At 63.2% G+C, this 13,878-nt stretch carries 17 protein-coding genes; 12 read left to right on the top strand and 5 right to left on the bottom strand.

Translation table 11 applies throughout. The features are described from left to right. Positions 1 to 71: 71 nt before the first annotated feature. The 3 genes from rplI to rpsF are packed head-to-tail and all read right to left on the bottom strand — an operon-like array spanning position 72 to position 1,288. Entirely contained in the window at positions 72 to 668 is a 597-nt protein-coding gene (gene rplI / locus G0P99_RS21995; protein ID WP_164132632.1) for a 50S ribosomal protein L9, read from the bottom strand. A gap of 12 nt (positions 669 to 680) precedes the next feature. Beyond that, positions 681 to 908 carry a 30S ribosomal protein S18 gene (gene rpsR, locus G0P99_RS21990; protein ID WP_008328567.1) on the bottom strand — a complete coding sequence of 76 codons (228 nt, stop codon included), beginning with the start codon at positions 906 to 908 and terminating at the stop codon, positions 681 to 683. A gap of 23 nt (positions 909 to 931) precedes the next feature. Next, on the bottom strand, positions 932 to 1,288 hold the full coding sequence (rpsF, locus tag G0P99_RS21985) for a 30S ribosomal protein S6 (protein ID WP_093029285.1): 357 nt from the start codon (positions 1,286 to 1,288) through the stop codon (positions 932 to 934). Positions 1,289 to 1,583: 295 nt separating this feature from the next. Between rpsF and G0P99_RS21980 the strand changes: the two genes are divergently transcribed. Next, positions 1,584 to 2,093, top strand: a complete 510-nt coding sequence (locus G0P99_RS21980; protein WP_370462867.1) for a hypothetical protein — start codon at positions 1,584 to 1,586, stop codon at positions 2,091 to 2,093. Positions 2,094 to 2,228: 135 nt separating this feature from the next. Next, positions 2,229 to 2,816, top strand: a complete 588-nt coding sequence (locus G0P99_RS21975) for a YceI family protein (RefSeq protein ID WP_164132630.1) — start codon at positions 2,229 to 2,231, stop codon at positions 2,814 to 2,816. 69 nt (positions 2,817 to 2,885) lie between these two features. On the opposite strand, the gene G0P99_RS21970 is transcribed toward G0P99_RS21975, so the two are convergent. Continuing rightward, complete coding sequence (locus tag G0P99_RS21970) at positions 2,886 to 4,109, bottom strand: cytochrome b/b6 domain-containing protein (protein WP_164132629.1); 1,224 nt, start codon at positions 4,107 to 4,109, stop codon at positions 2,886 to 2,888. 159 nt (positions 4,110 to 4,268) lie between these two features. Between G0P99_RS21970 and fabD the strand changes: the two genes are divergently transcribed. The 8 genes from fabD (at position 4,269) to mltG (ending at position 11,491) form a co-directional block, all read left to right on the top strand. Further along, a complete protein-coding gene (gene fabD, locus G0P99_RS21965; protein WP_164132628.1) occupies positions 4,269 to 5,207 on the top strand; it encodes an ACP S-malonyltransferase in 939 nt (312 codons plus the stop codon). Between the two features lie 57 nt (positions 5,208 to 5,264). Beyond that, the gene (fabG, locus tag G0P99_RS21960) at positions 5,265 to 6,002 is read left to right on the top strand and encodes a 3-oxoacyl-ACP reductase FabG (RefSeq protein ID WP_164132627.1); all 738 of its coding nucleotides are present in this window, start codon (positions 5,265 to 5,267) and stop codon (positions 6,000 to 6,002) included. A 212-nt stretch (positions 6,003 to 6,214) separates the two neighbouring features. Then, the gene (locus tag G0P99_RS21955; protein WP_028091986.1) at positions 6,215 to 6,448 is read left to right on the top strand and encodes an acyl carrier protein; all 234 of its coding nucleotides are present in this window, start codon (positions 6,215 to 6,217) and stop codon (positions 6,446 to 6,448) included. Between the two features lie 140 nt (positions 6,449 to 6,588). Continuing rightward, complete coding sequence (locus G0P99_RS21950; protein ID WP_164132626.1) at positions 6,589 to 7,128, top strand: GNAT family N-acetyltransferase; 540 nt, start codon at positions 6,589 to 6,591, stop codon at positions 7,126 to 7,128. Between the two features lie 107 nt (positions 7,129 to 7,235). Continuing rightward, positions 7,236 to 7,979, top strand: coding sequence for a HisA/HisF-related TIM barrel protein (locus tag G0P99_RS21945; RefSeq protein ID WP_164132625.1), 744 nt, complete (start codon positions 7,236 to 7,238; stop codon positions 7,977 to 7,979). Positions 7,980 to 8,038: 59 nt separating this feature from the next. Further along, the gene (locus tag G0P99_RS21940; RefSeq protein WP_164132624.1) at positions 8,039 to 8,986 is read left to right on the top strand and encodes an arginase family protein; all 948 of its coding nucleotides are present in this window, start codon (positions 8,039 to 8,041) and stop codon (positions 8,984 to 8,986) included. A gap of 85 nt (positions 8,987 to 9,071) precedes the next feature. Continuing rightward, positions 9,072 to 10,337: a beta-ketoacyl-ACP synthase II gene (gene fabF / locus G0P99_RS21935; RefSeq protein WP_164132623.1), complete on the top strand. Its 1,266-nt coding sequence runs from the start codon at positions 9,072 to 9,074 to the stop codon at positions 10,335 to 10,337. Next, the gene (gene mltG / locus G0P99_RS21930; protein WP_164132622.1) at positions 10,337 to 11,491 is read left to right on the top strand and encodes an endolytic transglycosylase MltG; all 1,155 of its coding nucleotides are present in this window, start codon (positions 10,337 to 10,339) and stop codon (positions 11,489 to 11,491) included. The genes fabF and mltG overlap by 1 nt, the downstream gene beginning before the upstream one ends. 105 nt (positions 11,492 to 11,596) lie before the next feature. On the opposite strand, the gene G0P99_RS21925 is transcribed toward mltG, so the two are convergent. After that, positions 11,597 to 11,983 (bottom strand): metallopeptidase family protein, encoded by a 387-nt coding sequence (locus tag G0P99_RS21925; protein ID WP_164132621.1) that lies wholly within the window; start codon positions 11,981 to 11,983, stop codon positions 11,597 to 11,599. A gap of 264 nt (positions 11,984 to 12,247) precedes the next feature. Between G0P99_RS21925 and G0P99_RS21920 the strand changes: the two genes are divergently transcribed. After that, on the top strand, positions 12,248 to 12,592 hold the full coding sequence (locus G0P99_RS21920) for a hypothetical protein (protein ID WP_164132620.1): 345 nt from the start codon (positions 12,248 to 12,250) through the stop codon (positions 12,590 to 12,592). A gap of 52 nt (positions 12,593 to 12,644) precedes the next feature. Continuing rightward, positions 12,645 to 13,871, top strand: coding sequence for a DNA-packaging protein (locus tag G0P99_RS21915; RefSeq protein WP_164132619.1), 1,227 nt, complete (start codon positions 12,645 to 12,647; stop codon positions 13,869 to 13,871). The last annotated feature ends 7 nt before the right edge of the window (positions 13,872 to 13,878 follow it).

The following is a 13,878-nucleotide window of genomic DNA, read 5'->3' as shown; positions in this document are numbered from 1 at the left end:
GTTTCGTTTGGGGGGGCAAAACGAACAAGGCCGCCCAATCGGGCGGCCTTGACCATCATCTGACCCTAGGTTCAGACGTTTTTTTCGGAACCAGCCGCGTCGTCGTCCGACGCTGCGCTGCCGATGTCGTCGAACAACTCGGCGATCTCAAACTCTGCAGCCGCTTCTTCTTCGGCGGCGAGTTCCTGGATCGATTTGCCGGTTGCCTGCAACTCGGCCTCTTCGGGCGAGCGGGCGACGTTGAGTTCGATGCTGACCTCGACTTCGGGGTGCAGGCGAACGGAAACGGTGTGCAGACCCAGTTCCTTGATCGGGGCGATCAGGGCAACCTGTTTCTTGTCCAGCGAGAAACCAGCTTCGGTGGCGGCATCGGCCGCGTCACGAGGTGTGACCGAGCCGTAAAGCGCGCCGGCATCCGATGCCGAGCGAATCACGATGAACTGCTGACCATCGAGCTTTGCTGCCAGTGCTTCGGCTTCTTGCTTGGTTTCCAGGTTGCGCGCTTCAAGCTGCGCTTTCTGGGCTTCGAACGCGGCGACATTGGCAGCCGACGCGGTCAGCGCCTTGCCCTGCGGCAGCAGGAAGTTGCGGGCATAGCCGGGGCGAACGTCAACGACTTCGCCCATCTGGCCCAGCTTGGCAACACGTTCCAGAAGGATAACTTGCATGTGCCTATCTCCTTACTTCACGGCATAGGGCAGCAGGGCGAGGAAGCGGGCACGCTTGATGGCGCGGGCCAGTTCACGCTGCTTCTTTGCCGAAACGGCGGTGATACGCGAGGGCACGATCTTGCCGCGCTCGGAAATGTAGCGCTGGAGCAGCTTGGTGTCCTTGTAGTCGATCTTCGGCGCATTATCACCCGAGAAGGGGCAGACTTTGCGGCGGCGGAAAAACGGTTTTGCAGCCATGATTTAGTCTCCTTTTCCCGAGGTTACGCGCGGCGCTCGCGGCGCGGTTCACGCTCGTCGCGCTTCTGCATTTGGACCGAGGGGCCTTCCTCGTGCGCATCAACCTTGATGGTCAGGACGCGCATCACGTCTTCATGCAGGCGCATCAGGCGTTCCATTTCCTGCACGGCGGCCGAGGGGGCATCCGAGCGCAGGAAGGCATAGTGGCCCTTGCGGTTCTTGTTGATCTTGTAGGCCATCGTCTTGACGCCCCAGTACTCGCTGTCGACCAGCTTGCCGCCGTTGTCGGCCAGTACTGCGCCAAAGTGTTCGATGAGGCCTTCGGCCTGCGCGTTGGACAGGTCCTGACGCGCGATCATTACATGCTCATAGAGAGCCATGTCATCTCCAGTTTCTATCAAGGCGCATTTCATAGGCGGGGCTTTATGTCCTTTCGCGGCCCTGCCACGAGAGACTGCGCGGTTCATGTCTTCTTGCGAAAGGATGGCCTCATATACACGGTTGTGCGTCAGGGGCAAGACCCCCGGCGCGGCCGCATCTTTGGGTTGCGTATCTCTCCTTGCCGCTCAATTACCCCGGGCTCGCCCCATTCCGGTCGCAATGTGAATCGAAGGTTAACCATGCCGGACACAGGCCGGCTTGTTTTTTGCTCCGGGAGGGTGAAACGAGATGCAAGTGGCTCAGCAGATGCTCCGCAACCGGACACCGTTGCCCTCTTTCGAGGAGTCGGTACCCCTGATGATCACGTTTGCGCCGAACTGGCCGCTCAGAACGGTTGTCTTCAGAGTCATCGGAACGGCGTTGGTCATCGGCGCGGCGGCCATGTGGTTGTTGCCCGGGTCAGAGACAAGCGCCGAAACGGCCCTGATGAAACTGGGTGTTTCTCTGTTCTTCTTCTTCAGCGGTCTGGCTCTCTTGATGTTGCATCATCAGGATAACCAGCCGGATGCCTACTTCGATCCGATCCGCCGGGAACTGCGCGTTCTGCAAAAGAACAACCGGGGTCGTCCGCAAACCATCCTGCGCCGAAGCTATGAAAGCCTGGGCAGCGTTCGCTTCAACGAGCACTATCTCGAGATCAGCGATGTCGATGGCACGATCCTGATGCGGCTTCCGATCGACTCGACTGATATTCGTCATGCGCTGCGCATGCAGCTGAGCGGTCTGGTCAATATTTCCGCCTGATTGCCTGATGTTCATTCGCTCACAGGACATGTGAGCGAATGGCGAATTGCCCGATTTCCCTGCCTGCCCCATGTCAAAGGTCAAGCCGAACAGTGCGTTCGGCCTGAACCCACAATCGCTGACATGGAGCACCGCATGAAATCCTCCCTTCTCGCCGCCGCGTTGATCGCGGGTACTGCCACTTCGGTTCTTGCCGCGCCGCAGAAGTATCTGCTGGACGCCAGCCACAGCCAGGTGGTCTTTGCCTATAACCACCTGGGCTTTTCGACCACCACCGGCATGTTCTCGGGTTTCGAGGGCGAGATCATGTTTGACCAGGAAGATCCCGCCGCCTCGACCGTCGCTGTCTCGATGCCGGTCCTTTCGATGTTCACCGGGTGGGAACAGCGCGAGGCTCACTTCTTCTCCGCTGATTTCTTCGGCGCCAAGGAAGGGGATCTGATCACCTTTGTATCGACGGGCATCGAGGTGACCGGCGACAACACGGCCAAGATCACCGGTGACCTCTCCATGAACGGTGTGACCAAGCCGGTGGTTCTGGACGCAAAGCTGAACCAGATGGGCGATCACCCGATGGCCGGCAAGCCCTGGGCGGGGTTTGATGCGACCACCACGATCGTCCGGTCTGAATTCAACCTGGGCATGTTCGCCCCCTATGTCGGAGACGAGGTCGAGGTTCGCATCTCGGTCGAGGCGATGAAGGCAGACGCAAACGACTCGTAAGCGTCGCTTAGCAGGAAAGAAAGGGGCCCGCTTTGCCGGGCCCTTTTGATGTTGGTGACGCTGCTCGACTTACCGGGCAGCCGTCAGGCTCACCGCGACCGTGACCGGAAACTTGAGTGAACTTTCGTCTGGCAAATTGCCGCCGATCCCGAAATCCAGCCGATTGAGCGTGACCGTGCCGCTTACTTTGGCGGTGTTGCCGTCCATATCGAGATCGAAGGGCAGGGTCACATCAACCGTCGTCCCACGCAGGGTGAGCGTCCCTCGGGCCTCGTACCCGACCTCGGTCCGGTAGAGATCGGCCAGGAACTCGGCGGTGGGAAAAACCGAGGCGTCGAAGAAATCCGGGCCCATCGCCTGCGCAGTCACCGAACCCAGCGTCAGCGACCCGATTGCAATGGTAACGGCCACATCACCGGCTGCGCCGGGCGTTTCACGCTCTTCGAACCGGATGGCGGCGGTCCAATCCGCGAAACTTCCGGTCACAGGGTTTCCAAGCTGGGTTACGGTAATCTCCAGCGTTCCTTCGGTCACGGTCCAGTCGGATGCGACGCTCTCCAACGGCACGCCTTGTGCGTATCCGCTGCTCTCGCCCCGGTCGAACATGCCCAGCCAGGCGCCGCAACCCAGCGCCGCAGCCCAGATGACGAGCGCTGCGACAAGCGGCGACGTGGATTGAGGATGTGCAGGCGGCTGGGGTGCCGCGTTGCGCCCGGGCAGCATCCGCCGCAGGGTCTCGTCGCGGTCGATGACATGGTGTTTCAGGGCGCCCGCGACATGCAGCGCAAGCGAAACCACCAGAACCCATTGCAGCACCTGGTGCAGCCCGGCGGTCACAGCGGCCAGTGCCGTGTCTTTCGGGACCAGTGGCAGGGATTGTCCGAAGGGCCACCATATCGGGGCAAAACCCTCGGTCGCGGCATGATGGATCCAGCCGCTGAGGGGCACCAATACCAGAGATCCATAAAGCAGCCAGTGTACGGTTTCGGCGGCCATCGCCTCGGCCCGTTTGTCGGCGTTGAGCAGCCCGGGTTTGGCTTGGGTAAGCGCCCAGGCAATACGCGCCAACGCTACAAAGAAAACCGTTACCCCCAGCGTCTTGTGCAGCGAGAACAGCCAGGCCGCGCGCGCGATGTCTGCCTCGGTGCTGGGAATCGAGGGGTCGGTCACCGCGTGGGCCAGATCGTTGGCGATCCATCCAACAGGGATGACGGTGAGAATCAAAAGGGCCGTGAGCCAATGAAAGGTCTTGGTCACACCGCCATAGCTTCGGTCTGTGTTTGAAAGTTGCATCTCAATTACCGGATTTCAGGGATAGTCCGAACCTAACCGGTGGCTTGGTCTGAACAATATGCGTGATCGCACAACCCTCGTGTCAGGATGCAGAGCTTGTGCGGGGCGGGCGGGGCGGCTACACCCGGCGTTAGCGTTTCAGAGAGCGAAGGGACAGAGATGACGACCGCATTCGTGTTTCCCGGGCAGGGTGCCCAGACCATCGGCATGGGCAAGGCATTGGCCGAGACCTATCCGGCCGCGCAGGCCGTTTTCGACGAGGTGGATGCCGCGCTGGGTGAGAAGCTGAGCGCGCTGATCTGGGAAGGCGACATCGAGACCCTGACGCTGACGCAGAATGCACAACCGGCTCTGATGGCGACCTCGATGGCGGCGATGCGCGCGCTCGAGGCAGAAGGCGTGGCGATCACCCAGGCGGCCTATGTCGCAGGTCACTCGTTGGGCGAGTATTCGGCGCTGGCCGCCGCCGGGGCGCTGAGTGTTGGCGATACCGCACGGCTCTTGCGCACTCGCGGGCAGGCGATGCAAAGCGCGGTGCCGGTCGGGCAAGGTGCGATGGCAGCGATCCTGGGTCTCGACCTTGCAGCGGTGCGCGAGGTGGCCGCCGAGGCGGCACAGGGCGAAGTCTGTCAGGCCGCCAATGACAACGATCCGACCCAGGTGGTCGTTTCGGGCGCCAAGGCGGCGGTGGAACGTGCCGCCGAGATTGCCAAGGCCAAAGGCGCCAAGCGTGCTGTCATGTTACCGGTCAGCGCCCCGTTCCATTGTGCGCTGATGCAGCCCGCCGCCGATGCCATGGCCGAGGCCCTGGCCGGGGTCGAGATCAAGGCCCCAGCGGTGCCCCTGGTGGCCAATGTGCGCGCCGAGGCGGTGAACGATCCTGACCTGATCCGGCAACTGCTGGTCGAACAGGTCACCGGCTCGGTCCGCTGGCGTGAAAGCGTCGAATACATGGCGGCCCAGGGCGTGACCGAGATCTGGGAGATCGGCGCGGGCAAGGCGCTGTCGGGTATGGTACGCAAGATCAATCGCGAGATCGCCTGCAAACCGGCGGGCACACCTGAAGATGTGCAAAAAATCCTTGCTGGCGACGCCTGAACCCACCTAAACGTGCAAGACCCGACCTGGATGGTCGGGGATAAGAGGAATATGTCTATGTTTGATCTGACCGGAAAGAATGCCCTGATCACCGGCGCCTCGGGCGGTATCGGCGGCGCCATCGCCCGCGCGCTGCATGCTGCCGGTGCCTCGGTGGTGCTGTCGGGAACCCGGGTCGAGCCGCTTCAGGCGCTGGCCGACGAGCTGGGTGAACGGGCCCATGTGCTGACCTGCAACCTGAGCGACATGGCGGCCGTCGAGGCGCTGCCGAAACAGGCCGCCGAAGTGCTGGGCTCGGTCGACATTCTGGTCAACAATGCCGGCATCACCCGTGACAACCTGTTCATGCGCATGTCGGATGACGAATGGCAAAGTGTGATCGACGTGAACCTGACCGCCACGATGAAACTGTGCAAGGGTGTGCTGCGCGGCATGATGAAGGCGCGCTGGGGCCGGATCGTGAACATCTCGTCTGTGGTGGGCGCCATCGGAAACCCCGGACAGGGCAATTATGCCGCCTCCAAGGCCGGAGTCATCGGAATGTCCAAATCGCTGGCCTATGAGGTCGCCAGCCGGGGAATCACCGTCAACGCGGTGGCGCCGGGTTTTATCACCACGGCGATGACCGACAAGCTGACGGATGACCAGAAATCCGGCCTGTTGGCGCAGGTTCCCGCCGGGCGCATGGGTTCGCCCGAGGAAATCGCGGCCGCGGTCCTGTATCTCGCCAGCCAGGAGGCCGCCTATGTGACCGGTGCCACCTTGCATGTAAACGGCGGTATGGCCATGTTGTGATCGGCGCGGCGGCAAAATGCGAAAGCGTTTGCCAACGCGCGCGTCTGTGTTATAGGCGGCGCATCCTGAAGGAGGCCGGACGATGGGGTCGGCCTTCTGCTTTCCCGGGAACTTCCCGGAACCTGAACCGCCCGGACAGGGCAAAACCAAGCCACCCCGAGCGGGCAAGGGCAAAAATGGGCCAGTGGGCCCCGTAGGAATGAGGAACTGACATGAGCGACGTCGCAGATCGCGTTAAGAAGATCGTTGTGGAGCACCTGGGTGTCGAAGAAGACAAAGTGACCGAGAACGCCTCGTTCATCGACGACCTGGGCGCGGACAGCCTCGACACCGTCGAGCTGGTCATGGCCTTCGAAGAAGAGTTCGGCATCGAGATCCCGGACGACGCGGCCGAAACCATTCAGACCTTCGGCGACGCAGTCAAGTTCATCACCGAAGCGTCCTGATCTTCGGTTAGAGACCGACAGGTTTCTCAGGCGCCTTCCGGCAGGAAGGCGCCTTTTTCGATTTCGTGACCGGAAAGCGGTTGCCCGAATCCCCGCGCCTTTGCACCCTTGATCCGAGGCAGGCAAAAGGACGGGCGCAAATGATCCGATCCATTCCAATTCTGAATACCGCGCGGTTGCGGCTTGCGGGGATGCGGCCCGAGGATTTTGACCGCTATGCCCGGATGTGGGCCGATCCCGACGTCGTGCAATTCATCGGTGGCAGGCCGAAAACCCGAGGCGAGGCGTGGGAGGCGTTTCTGCGCAACGCCGGTCACTGGCAGATGACTGGCTTCGGTCAATGGGGCGTGATCCTGCAAAAGACGCGCGAACTGATCGGGCAGGCGGGCTTCTTCTATACCAGCCGCGATCTGGGCGAGGACTTCGATCCCTATCCCGAGGCGGGTTGGGTTCTGTCGCCCGAGATGCAGGGGCTGGGTCTGGGGCGCGAAGCCGTTCAGGCGGCGCATGATTGGTTCGACCGGATCATCCCCGGGCGGTTGGTGGCCATGGTCTCGCCAGAGAATGAGCGCTCGCTGCGGCTGGCCGGGGCCTTGGGGTATCGCGAGATGCGCCGATCCGAATTCGGCGGTGATCCGGTTGTTTTGCTCCGCCGGGATGGGCCGCCTGCCCACAACTGAAACCAAGTGTGTCGCGAAACAATCGCATTTCACCGAATTCAGGTCAGCAAGGTTGGCGAAGCGCTGTGATAAGCTCCATCTCGTTGGCTTTCAGCGGAGGAGCGGCCATGATCATCTACCCGACGATGGAACTGCAAAAAGGTCGTTGCGTCAGCCTCGACCGGGGGCGCCTGGAAACCCCCATGCTCTGGCATGTCGACCCCATCGCGACGGTCGAACGCTGGGCCAAGGCCGGTGCCGAATGGATGCACCTGACGGATCTTGATGCGGCTGCGGGGCAGCCCGGCAATGATGCGCTGGTCGAAGAGATCATCCGCAAGGCCGAGATCCCGGTACAGCTCGCGGGTGGGATGCGGTCGCGTGAACGGATCGAGCATTGGATCGACAAGGGGGCGGGACGGATCGTGATCGGCACCCTGGCCGCGCGCGAACCCGCGATGGTCAAGGACCTGGCCAAGCGTCACCCTGACCAGATCGTTCTGACGGTGGACGTCTGGCAGGGATATGTCATGACCGACGGCTGGCGCAGCCAGAGCGCCTATACGCCCGAGGCGTTTATCGACGCCTATGCCGGGACTCCCTTTGCCGCCATCGTGGTCACCGACATCGACAGCGATGTCGGCGAGGTCGAGGCGCGGCTGAGCATGATCGCCCGCGTCGCCGAACATTCGCGCACGCCGGTTATCGCCAGTGGCGTGGTGCGGACGGTCGACGACATATCCCGCCTGGCTTATGTGCCCAATATCGCCGGGGCGCTGGTTGGCCGGGCGCTGTTCCGCAAGACGGTGGAGCTGGACGAGGCGCTGAGGATCGCCAGCGACGCGCACGAACCGGTCGCGCCGTTCCAATAAGGCTTGCCTGTCACTCCGCTATGCGGAACCCTGCGCTGGACTCAACAGCGGAGGGTGTGATGGTCGGGCTGAAGGACATGTTTGGCGGTGGCGGCGCTCCGGGCAGTTTTCTTGGGTTGTCGCGCGCGGAACCCGGGGCGCCAGAGGCAGATATCGTGATCTTTGGCGCGGACTGCGCAACGCCCTACAAATCCGTTGGGCCCTATTGCGCAGGCGGACCTGCGGCCATGCGGGCGGGTAGCGCGGCTTATGCCGGGGACACCGCCAAGGTGAATTTCGACCTTGGCGGGCCGGTCCTACCGGCTGGTGTTCGGGCCATTGATGCCGGTGATCTGTCCGTGGAGCCGTCCGACCCGGCACACAACCGCGCCCTGATCGAGGCGACGACCCGCGCGGTTCTGTCAACTGGGGCGGTGCCGGTCCTGTTGGGCGGTGACGACTCGCTGCCCATTCCACTGCTGGCCGCCTATGCGGATCACGGTCCCATAACCATCCTGCAAATCGACGCGCATATCGACTGGCGCGACGAGGTCGAGGGCGAGCGATGGGGCCTGAGTTCCACGATGCGCCGGGCCAGCGAGATGACGCATGTTGAGCGGATCATCCAGGTCGGTGCACGCGGCGTCGGCTCGGCCCGGATGGATGCGCTGGAGGCGGCGCAGGCCTGGGGGGCGCATGTGATCCCGGCGCACGAACTGGAGATAGATGGCATCGAACGCGCCTTGGCTCTGATCCCTGAGGACGCGCAGGTGGTGATCTGCTTTGATTGCGATGCGCTCGACCCGTCGATCATGCCGGCCGTGATCGCTCCTACGGCGGGTGGTCTGACCTATGCCCAGGCCTTGCGGCTGATCCGAGGCGTGTCGAAAAGGGCGCGGATCGCGGGGTTCGACCTGGTGGAATTCATGCCGTCCAATGACCGGGATGGCGTGGGGGCTGTACTGGCCGCCCAGCTCTTGACCACGGTTCTCGGCCTGATCGGGCGGCAAGTGGCCGCCTCTGGCTGAGCGGCGAAGCACCCTTGCTCTTGCCCAGATGGGGCCGGGCAGGGTAAGAGCGGTTCTCGAACAGCAAGCAGGCAAGAGGCAATTCATGCGCAGAGTCGTTGTAACCGGACTGGGACTGATCACCCCCTTGGCCAGCGGGGTCGAGGAAACATGGTCCCGGCTGCTGGAGGGACAATCGGGCGCGGGTCCGATTACACGGTTCGATGCGGTGGCATCGGGCGTCACCACGACCTATGCCTGCGAAGTGCCGCGCGGCGACGGCACCGGTGGCACATTCAACCCCGATGACTGGATGCCGCCGAAAGAGCAACGCAAGATCGAGGATTTCATTCTCTATTCCATCGCGGCGGCCGAGATGGCGTGCAAGGACGCCAACTGGCTGCCCGAGGATGAAGAGGATCGCCTGCGTACCGGCGTGCTGATCGGTTCGGGCATCGGTGGGCTGGGCTCGATTGCCGAGACCGCCAACCTGATCAAGGAGAAGGGACCCCGCCGGGTATCGCCCTTTTTTATTCCCGGTGCGCTGATCAACTTGGCCTCGGGCCAGGTGTCGATCCGTTTCGGCTTCAAGGGGCCGAACCATTCGGTGGTGACCGCCTGTTCGACCGGGGCGCATGCAATCGGTGACGCCAGCCGGATCATCCGGGCTGGTGACGCGGATGTGATGATCGCCGGTGGTGGCGAAGCCTGCATCTGCGAGATCGGCATTGCGGGGTTCAACGCCTGCAAGGCGCTGTCGACCAAATATGCCGACAACCCCAAGGCCGCCAGCCGCCCCTATGACGCCGACCGCGACGGGTTCGTGATGGGCGAGGGCGCGGGCATCGTGGTGCTGGAGGACTATGAGCACGCCAAGGCGCGCGGCGCCAAGATCTATGCCGAGGTGCTGGGTTATGGCATGTCGGGCGACGCCTATCACATCACCGCGCCGTCCGAGACTGGCGACGGGGCGGAACGCTCGATGCGCGCCGCGCTGCGCAGCGCCGGGCTGGAGCCGTCGGACCTGGATTACATCAATGCGCATGGCACTTCGACCATGGCCGACACCATCGAACTGGGCGCGGTGGAGCGGCTGTTGGGCAACCATGCGGCCAATGTCACCATGTCCTCGACCAAGTCCGCCACCGGGCACCTGCTGGGTGCTGCTGGCGCGATCGAGGCTATCTTCTCGATCCTTGCTATCCGCGATCAGGTGGCGCCGCCGACGATCAACCTGGACAATCCGGCGGTGGATACCCCGGTTGACCTGGCCCCGAACGCCAAGCGCGAACGCAAGATCGACGTGGCGCTGTCGAACTCCTTTGGCTTTGGCGGCACCAATGCGAGCGTGATCTTCGGGAAGGCCGACTGATGTGGCGGGCTCTCGCCTCGAACATGCTGACCGTTCTGGCGGTTGGCCTGTTCCTGCTGGCTGGCGTGATCCTGTGGGGTAAATCGCAATATGTTGCGGAAGGCCCGCTGGAGAACGCGATATGTCTGCAAGTGAAAAGCGGGTCCAACATGACCCGCGTCAGTCGTGACCTGGAAGCCGCTGGTGCCGTGAGCAGCGGGGCACTGTTCCGGATCGGGGCGCGCTATTCGGAGAAGGCACCACAACTGAAGGCGGGCAGCTACCTGGTCAAGGAAGGCGCCTCGATGGAGGGGATCATCGACCAGATCACCCGCGGTGGCGCCAGCACCTGTGGGACCGAAATCGTTTATCGTATTGGTGTCAACAAGTTACAGGTTGAAGTTCGTGAGCTTGACCCGACGACCGAGCAGTTTGTAGAACTGGTGGAGTTCGATCCGTCCGCGGGCGAAACACCGGAGGTCTATGCCGAGAAACGCGACCAGCGGGATACACGGTACCGGTTGGCGCTGGCCGAAGGGGTGACCAGCTGGCAGGTGGTCGAAGGGCTGAAAGCCTGGGACGTACTGTCGGGCGAGGTCTCGCAACTGCCCGCCGAGGGTATGCTCGCGCCGGACAGCTATGAGGTTCAGCAGGGCGAAAATCGCGATGAGATTCTTGCGGAAATGCAGGAAAAACAAACGCTTAGAATTAACGCGGCCTGGGAGGAACGGCAAGAGGATCTGCCGATCGAGACCCGTGAGGAGCTGCTGATCCTCGCCTCGATCATCGAGAAGGAAACCGGCGTCCCCGAAGAGCGCGGCCAGGTGGCGAGCGTCTTTGTCAACCGGCTGGAGCGTGGCATGCGGCTGCAAACCGACCCGACGGTGATCTATGGCGTCACCAAGGGGCAAGGCGTGTTGGGTCGTGGTCTGCGACAGAGTGAGCTTCGTAAGGTAACACCTTGGAATACTTACGTGATTGATGGCCTTCCGCCGACGCCAATCGCCAACCCGGGGCTTGCCAGCCTGGAGGCGGCGGCCAATCCGGAGAAGACGAATTTCGTGTTCTTCGTGGCGGATGGGACCGGTGGGCATGCGTTTGCGGAAACGCTGGAAGAGCATAACCGAAACGTGGCCAAGTGGCGCGAGATCGAGGCGCAGCAGCAAGGCAACTAAGAACAGGAACCCCGCCGACACGGCGGGGTTTTGACCGTTTTGTACTGGGGTTCAAGGGCGGATTGACCGTTTTGTACGCCGCTGTGCAACCGACCCCGGTGCCCGTCAGGTCCACCATTCGTCGATCGTGGCGATGTCCTCATCCGACCAGCCGAAGTGATGCGCGAACTCGTGCACGACCACATGCGCGATCAGATCGTCGAGGCCGATATCGGCGCGGTCGCGCCACTCGGCCAGAATCGGTTCGCGGAACAGCCACACGGTATCGGGCGGGGCCGGAAAATCGTCTATTGATTTTTCGGTCATCGGAATGCCGTCATAAAGACCGGTCAGGTCCAGCGGGTCGTCGATGCCAAGTTCGGCGAGCATGTCGGGGTCTGGCCAGTCGGCGATGCGCAGCAGAACGTGCTGCGCGGCGGCGCGAAAGGCGGCGGGCATCGTGTCGACAGTGCGTCGGGCAATGGTTTCGAAATGACTGAGGTCAGTGCGCATGACACAGATATGACCAAGGCGGCGCACAGTGAAAAGGGAGAAACGCGCCGCGCAGCGGCGCATCTGCCAATTGGTAAGGTTTTGTTAGGTATTACAGTGCGTTAGGTGTTGCGCTGTTGCGTGTTTCGCTTGACTCTGCGCGCGGTCTCGCGTATAGATTGTGACATGCTAGAAGAGGTGGGCAAACGGCCCCGGGGTGACCCGGCGGCCGTTTTTTCGTCTTTCTCGTGCGGAGATCACTCTCGCATGAGGTCACGAGCAAACATGACTTTGATTACCCCGGAGGAGCGGATTTCCCGGACGGCTGAACTGCTTCAGTCCCTGGAGAACTCCATTCGCGATCTGCGCAATGCGGCGGAAGACCTGCAAAAACGGATCCGAACCGGGGAGGAAGGCGATCTTGCCGGTTTCGGCAAGCATGTGGGTCAGGCCGCGAGCCTGATCCGCGAGTGTCAGAAAGTGGAGGCCAGTTTTGCCGAACAGGTACGAAGGGAAGCGGGCATTGCCCAAGGCGGATATGCGCTCGACCTCGAGCGCGCCCGATCTGAGATCGGGTGCCGCCTTGCTCGCCTGCGCAAGTGCTGCCGAAAGGGAGCGGTTTCTGAGTGAGATCGGGGAGGGAGGGCTGTGCGCCCTCCCTTTTTTATTCGAGTTCTGGGCGATGGAGCATCAGCTGCCGCCCGAGGGCGATTGGCGCGCCTGGGTGATTCTGGGCGGGCGCGGCGCGGGCAAGACGCGCGCAGGCGCCGAATGGGTGCGGTCGCAGGTCGAGGGATCGCGGCCGATGGACGAGGGGCGCGCGCGGCGGGTAGCGCTGGTGGGCGAGACCTATGACCAGGTGCGTGACGTGATGGTGTTTGGCGACAGCGGCATATTGCAGTGTTCGCCGCCGGACCGGCGGCCGCAATGGAAGGCCAGCGAGCGCAAGCTGATCTGGCCCAATGGCGCAGAGGCGCAGGTGTTTTCCGCGCAGGACCCCGAGGCGCTGCGCGGGCCGCAGTTCGACGCGGCCTGGGTGGATGAACTGGCCAAGTGGAAAAAGGGCGGAGAGGCCTGGGACATGCTGCAATTCGCGCTGCGGCTGGGAGAGCGGCCGCAGGTCTGCGTGACCACGACACCGCGCAATGTGAAGGTGCTGAAGGACCTGATGGCGGCGCCCAGCACGGTGCAGACCCATGCGCCGACCGAGGCGAACCGGGCCAATCTGGCGGAGTCCTTCCTGGAGGAGGTGCGGGCGCGTTATGCCGGGACCCGGCTGGGACGGCAGGAGCTGGACGGGGTTCTGCTGGCCGATGCCGAAGGGGCGTTGTGGACCGGTGCGCTGCTGGAGAAGACCCGGGGCGGCGCCGCACCGGCGCTCGACCGCGTGGTGGTGGCGCTGGACCCGTCGGTCAGCGGCGGGGCCGGTTCGGATGCCTGTGGCATCGTGGTGGTGGGCGCACAGATACAGGGGCCGCCGCAGGACTGGCGCGCCTGGGTGTTGGCGGACCGGACCGTGCAGGGCGCAGGCCCGACCGCCTGGGCGCGGGCAGCGATTGCGGCGATGGACGATTTCGGGGCCGAGCGGCTGGTGGCCGAGGTCAACCAGGGTGGTCAACTGGTCGAGGAGGTGCTGCGCCAGGTGGACCCGCTGGTGCCGTTCAAGGCGGTGCATGCGGCGCGGGGCAAGGTGGCGCGGGCCGAGCCGGTGGCGGCGCTTTATGAACAGGGGCGGGTGCGGCATGTGGCGGGGCTGGTGCATCTGGAAGAGCAGATGGGCCAGATGACCGCGCGCGGGTTCGAGGGGCCGGGATCGCCGGACCGGGTGGATGCGCTGGTCTGGGCGCTGCACGAGCTGATGATCGCGCCTGCGGCGGCCTGGCGGCGGCCGCGGCTGCGGGTGCTGTGAGGGCGCG

Origin of the sequence: Ruegeria sp. PrR005, assembly GCF_010500245.1 — a bacterium.
Lineage (GTDB): Bacteria > Pseudomonadota > Alphaproteobacteria > Rhodobacterales > Rhodobacteraceae > Ruegeria_B > Ruegeria_B marisflavi.
This window is presented reverse-complemented; position numbering and strand designations above follow the sequence as displayed.

Coding starts and splice junctions, on each gene's coding strand:
- G0P99_RS21950 (WP_164132626.1), top strand. CDS start 6,589: ATGATCCGATCCATTCCAATTCTGAATACCGCGCGGTTGCGGCTTGCG.
- rpsF (WP_093029285.1), bottom strand. CDS start 1,288: ATGGCTCTCTATGAGCATGTAATGATCGCGCGTCAGGACCTGTCCAAC.
- fabG (WP_164132627.1), top strand. CDS start 5,265: ATGTTTGATCTGACCGGAAAGAATGCCCTGATCACCGGCGCCTCGGGC.
- fabF (WP_164132623.1), top strand. CDS start 9,072: ATGCGCAGAGTCGTTGTAACCGGACTGGGACTGATCACCCCCTTGGCC.
- mltG (WP_164132622.1), top strand. CDS start 10,337: ATGTGGCGGGCTCTCGCCTCGAACATGCTGACCGTTCTGGCGGTTGGC.
- G0P99_RS21915 (WP_164132619.1), top strand. CDS start 12,645: ATGGAGCATCAGCTGCCGCCCGAGGGCGATTGGCGCGCCTGGGTGATT.
- rplI (WP_164132632.1), bottom strand. CDS start 668: ATGCAAGTTATCCTTCTGGAACGTGTTGCCAAGCTGGGCCAGATGGGC.
- rpsR (WP_008328567.1), bottom strand. CDS start 908: ATGGCTGCAAAACCGTTTTTCCGCCGCCGCAAAGTCTGCCCCTTCTCG.
- G0P99_RS21955 (WP_028091986.1), top strand. CDS start 6,215: ATGAGCGACGTCGCAGATCGCGTTAAGAAGATCGTTGTGGAGCACCTG.
- G0P99_RS21970 (WP_164132629.1), bottom strand. CDS start 4,109: ATGCAACTTTCAAACACAGACCGAAGCTATGGCGGTGTGACCAAGACC.
- G0P99_RS21940 (WP_164132624.1), top strand. CDS start 8,039: ATGGTCGGGCTGAAGGACATGTTTGGCGGTGGCGGCGCTCCGGGCAGT.
- G0P99_RS21920 (WP_164132620.1), top strand. CDS start 12,248: ATGACTTTGATTACCCCGGAGGAGCGGATTTCCCGGACGGCTGAACTG.
- fabD (WP_164132628.1), top strand. CDS start 4,269: ATGACGACCGCATTCGTGTTTCCCGGGCAGGGTGCCCAGACCATCGGC.
- G0P99_RS21975 (WP_164132630.1), top strand. CDS start 2,229: ATGAAATCCTCCCTTCTCGCCGCCGCGTTGATCGCGGGTACTGCCACT.
- G0P99_RS21945 (WP_164132625.1), top strand. CDS start 7,236: ATGATCATCTACCCGACGATGGAACTGCAAAAAGGTCGTTGCGTCAGC.
- G0P99_RS21925 (WP_164132621.1), bottom strand. CDS start 11,983: ATGCGCACTGACCTCAGTCATTTCGAAACCATTGCCCGACGCACTGTC.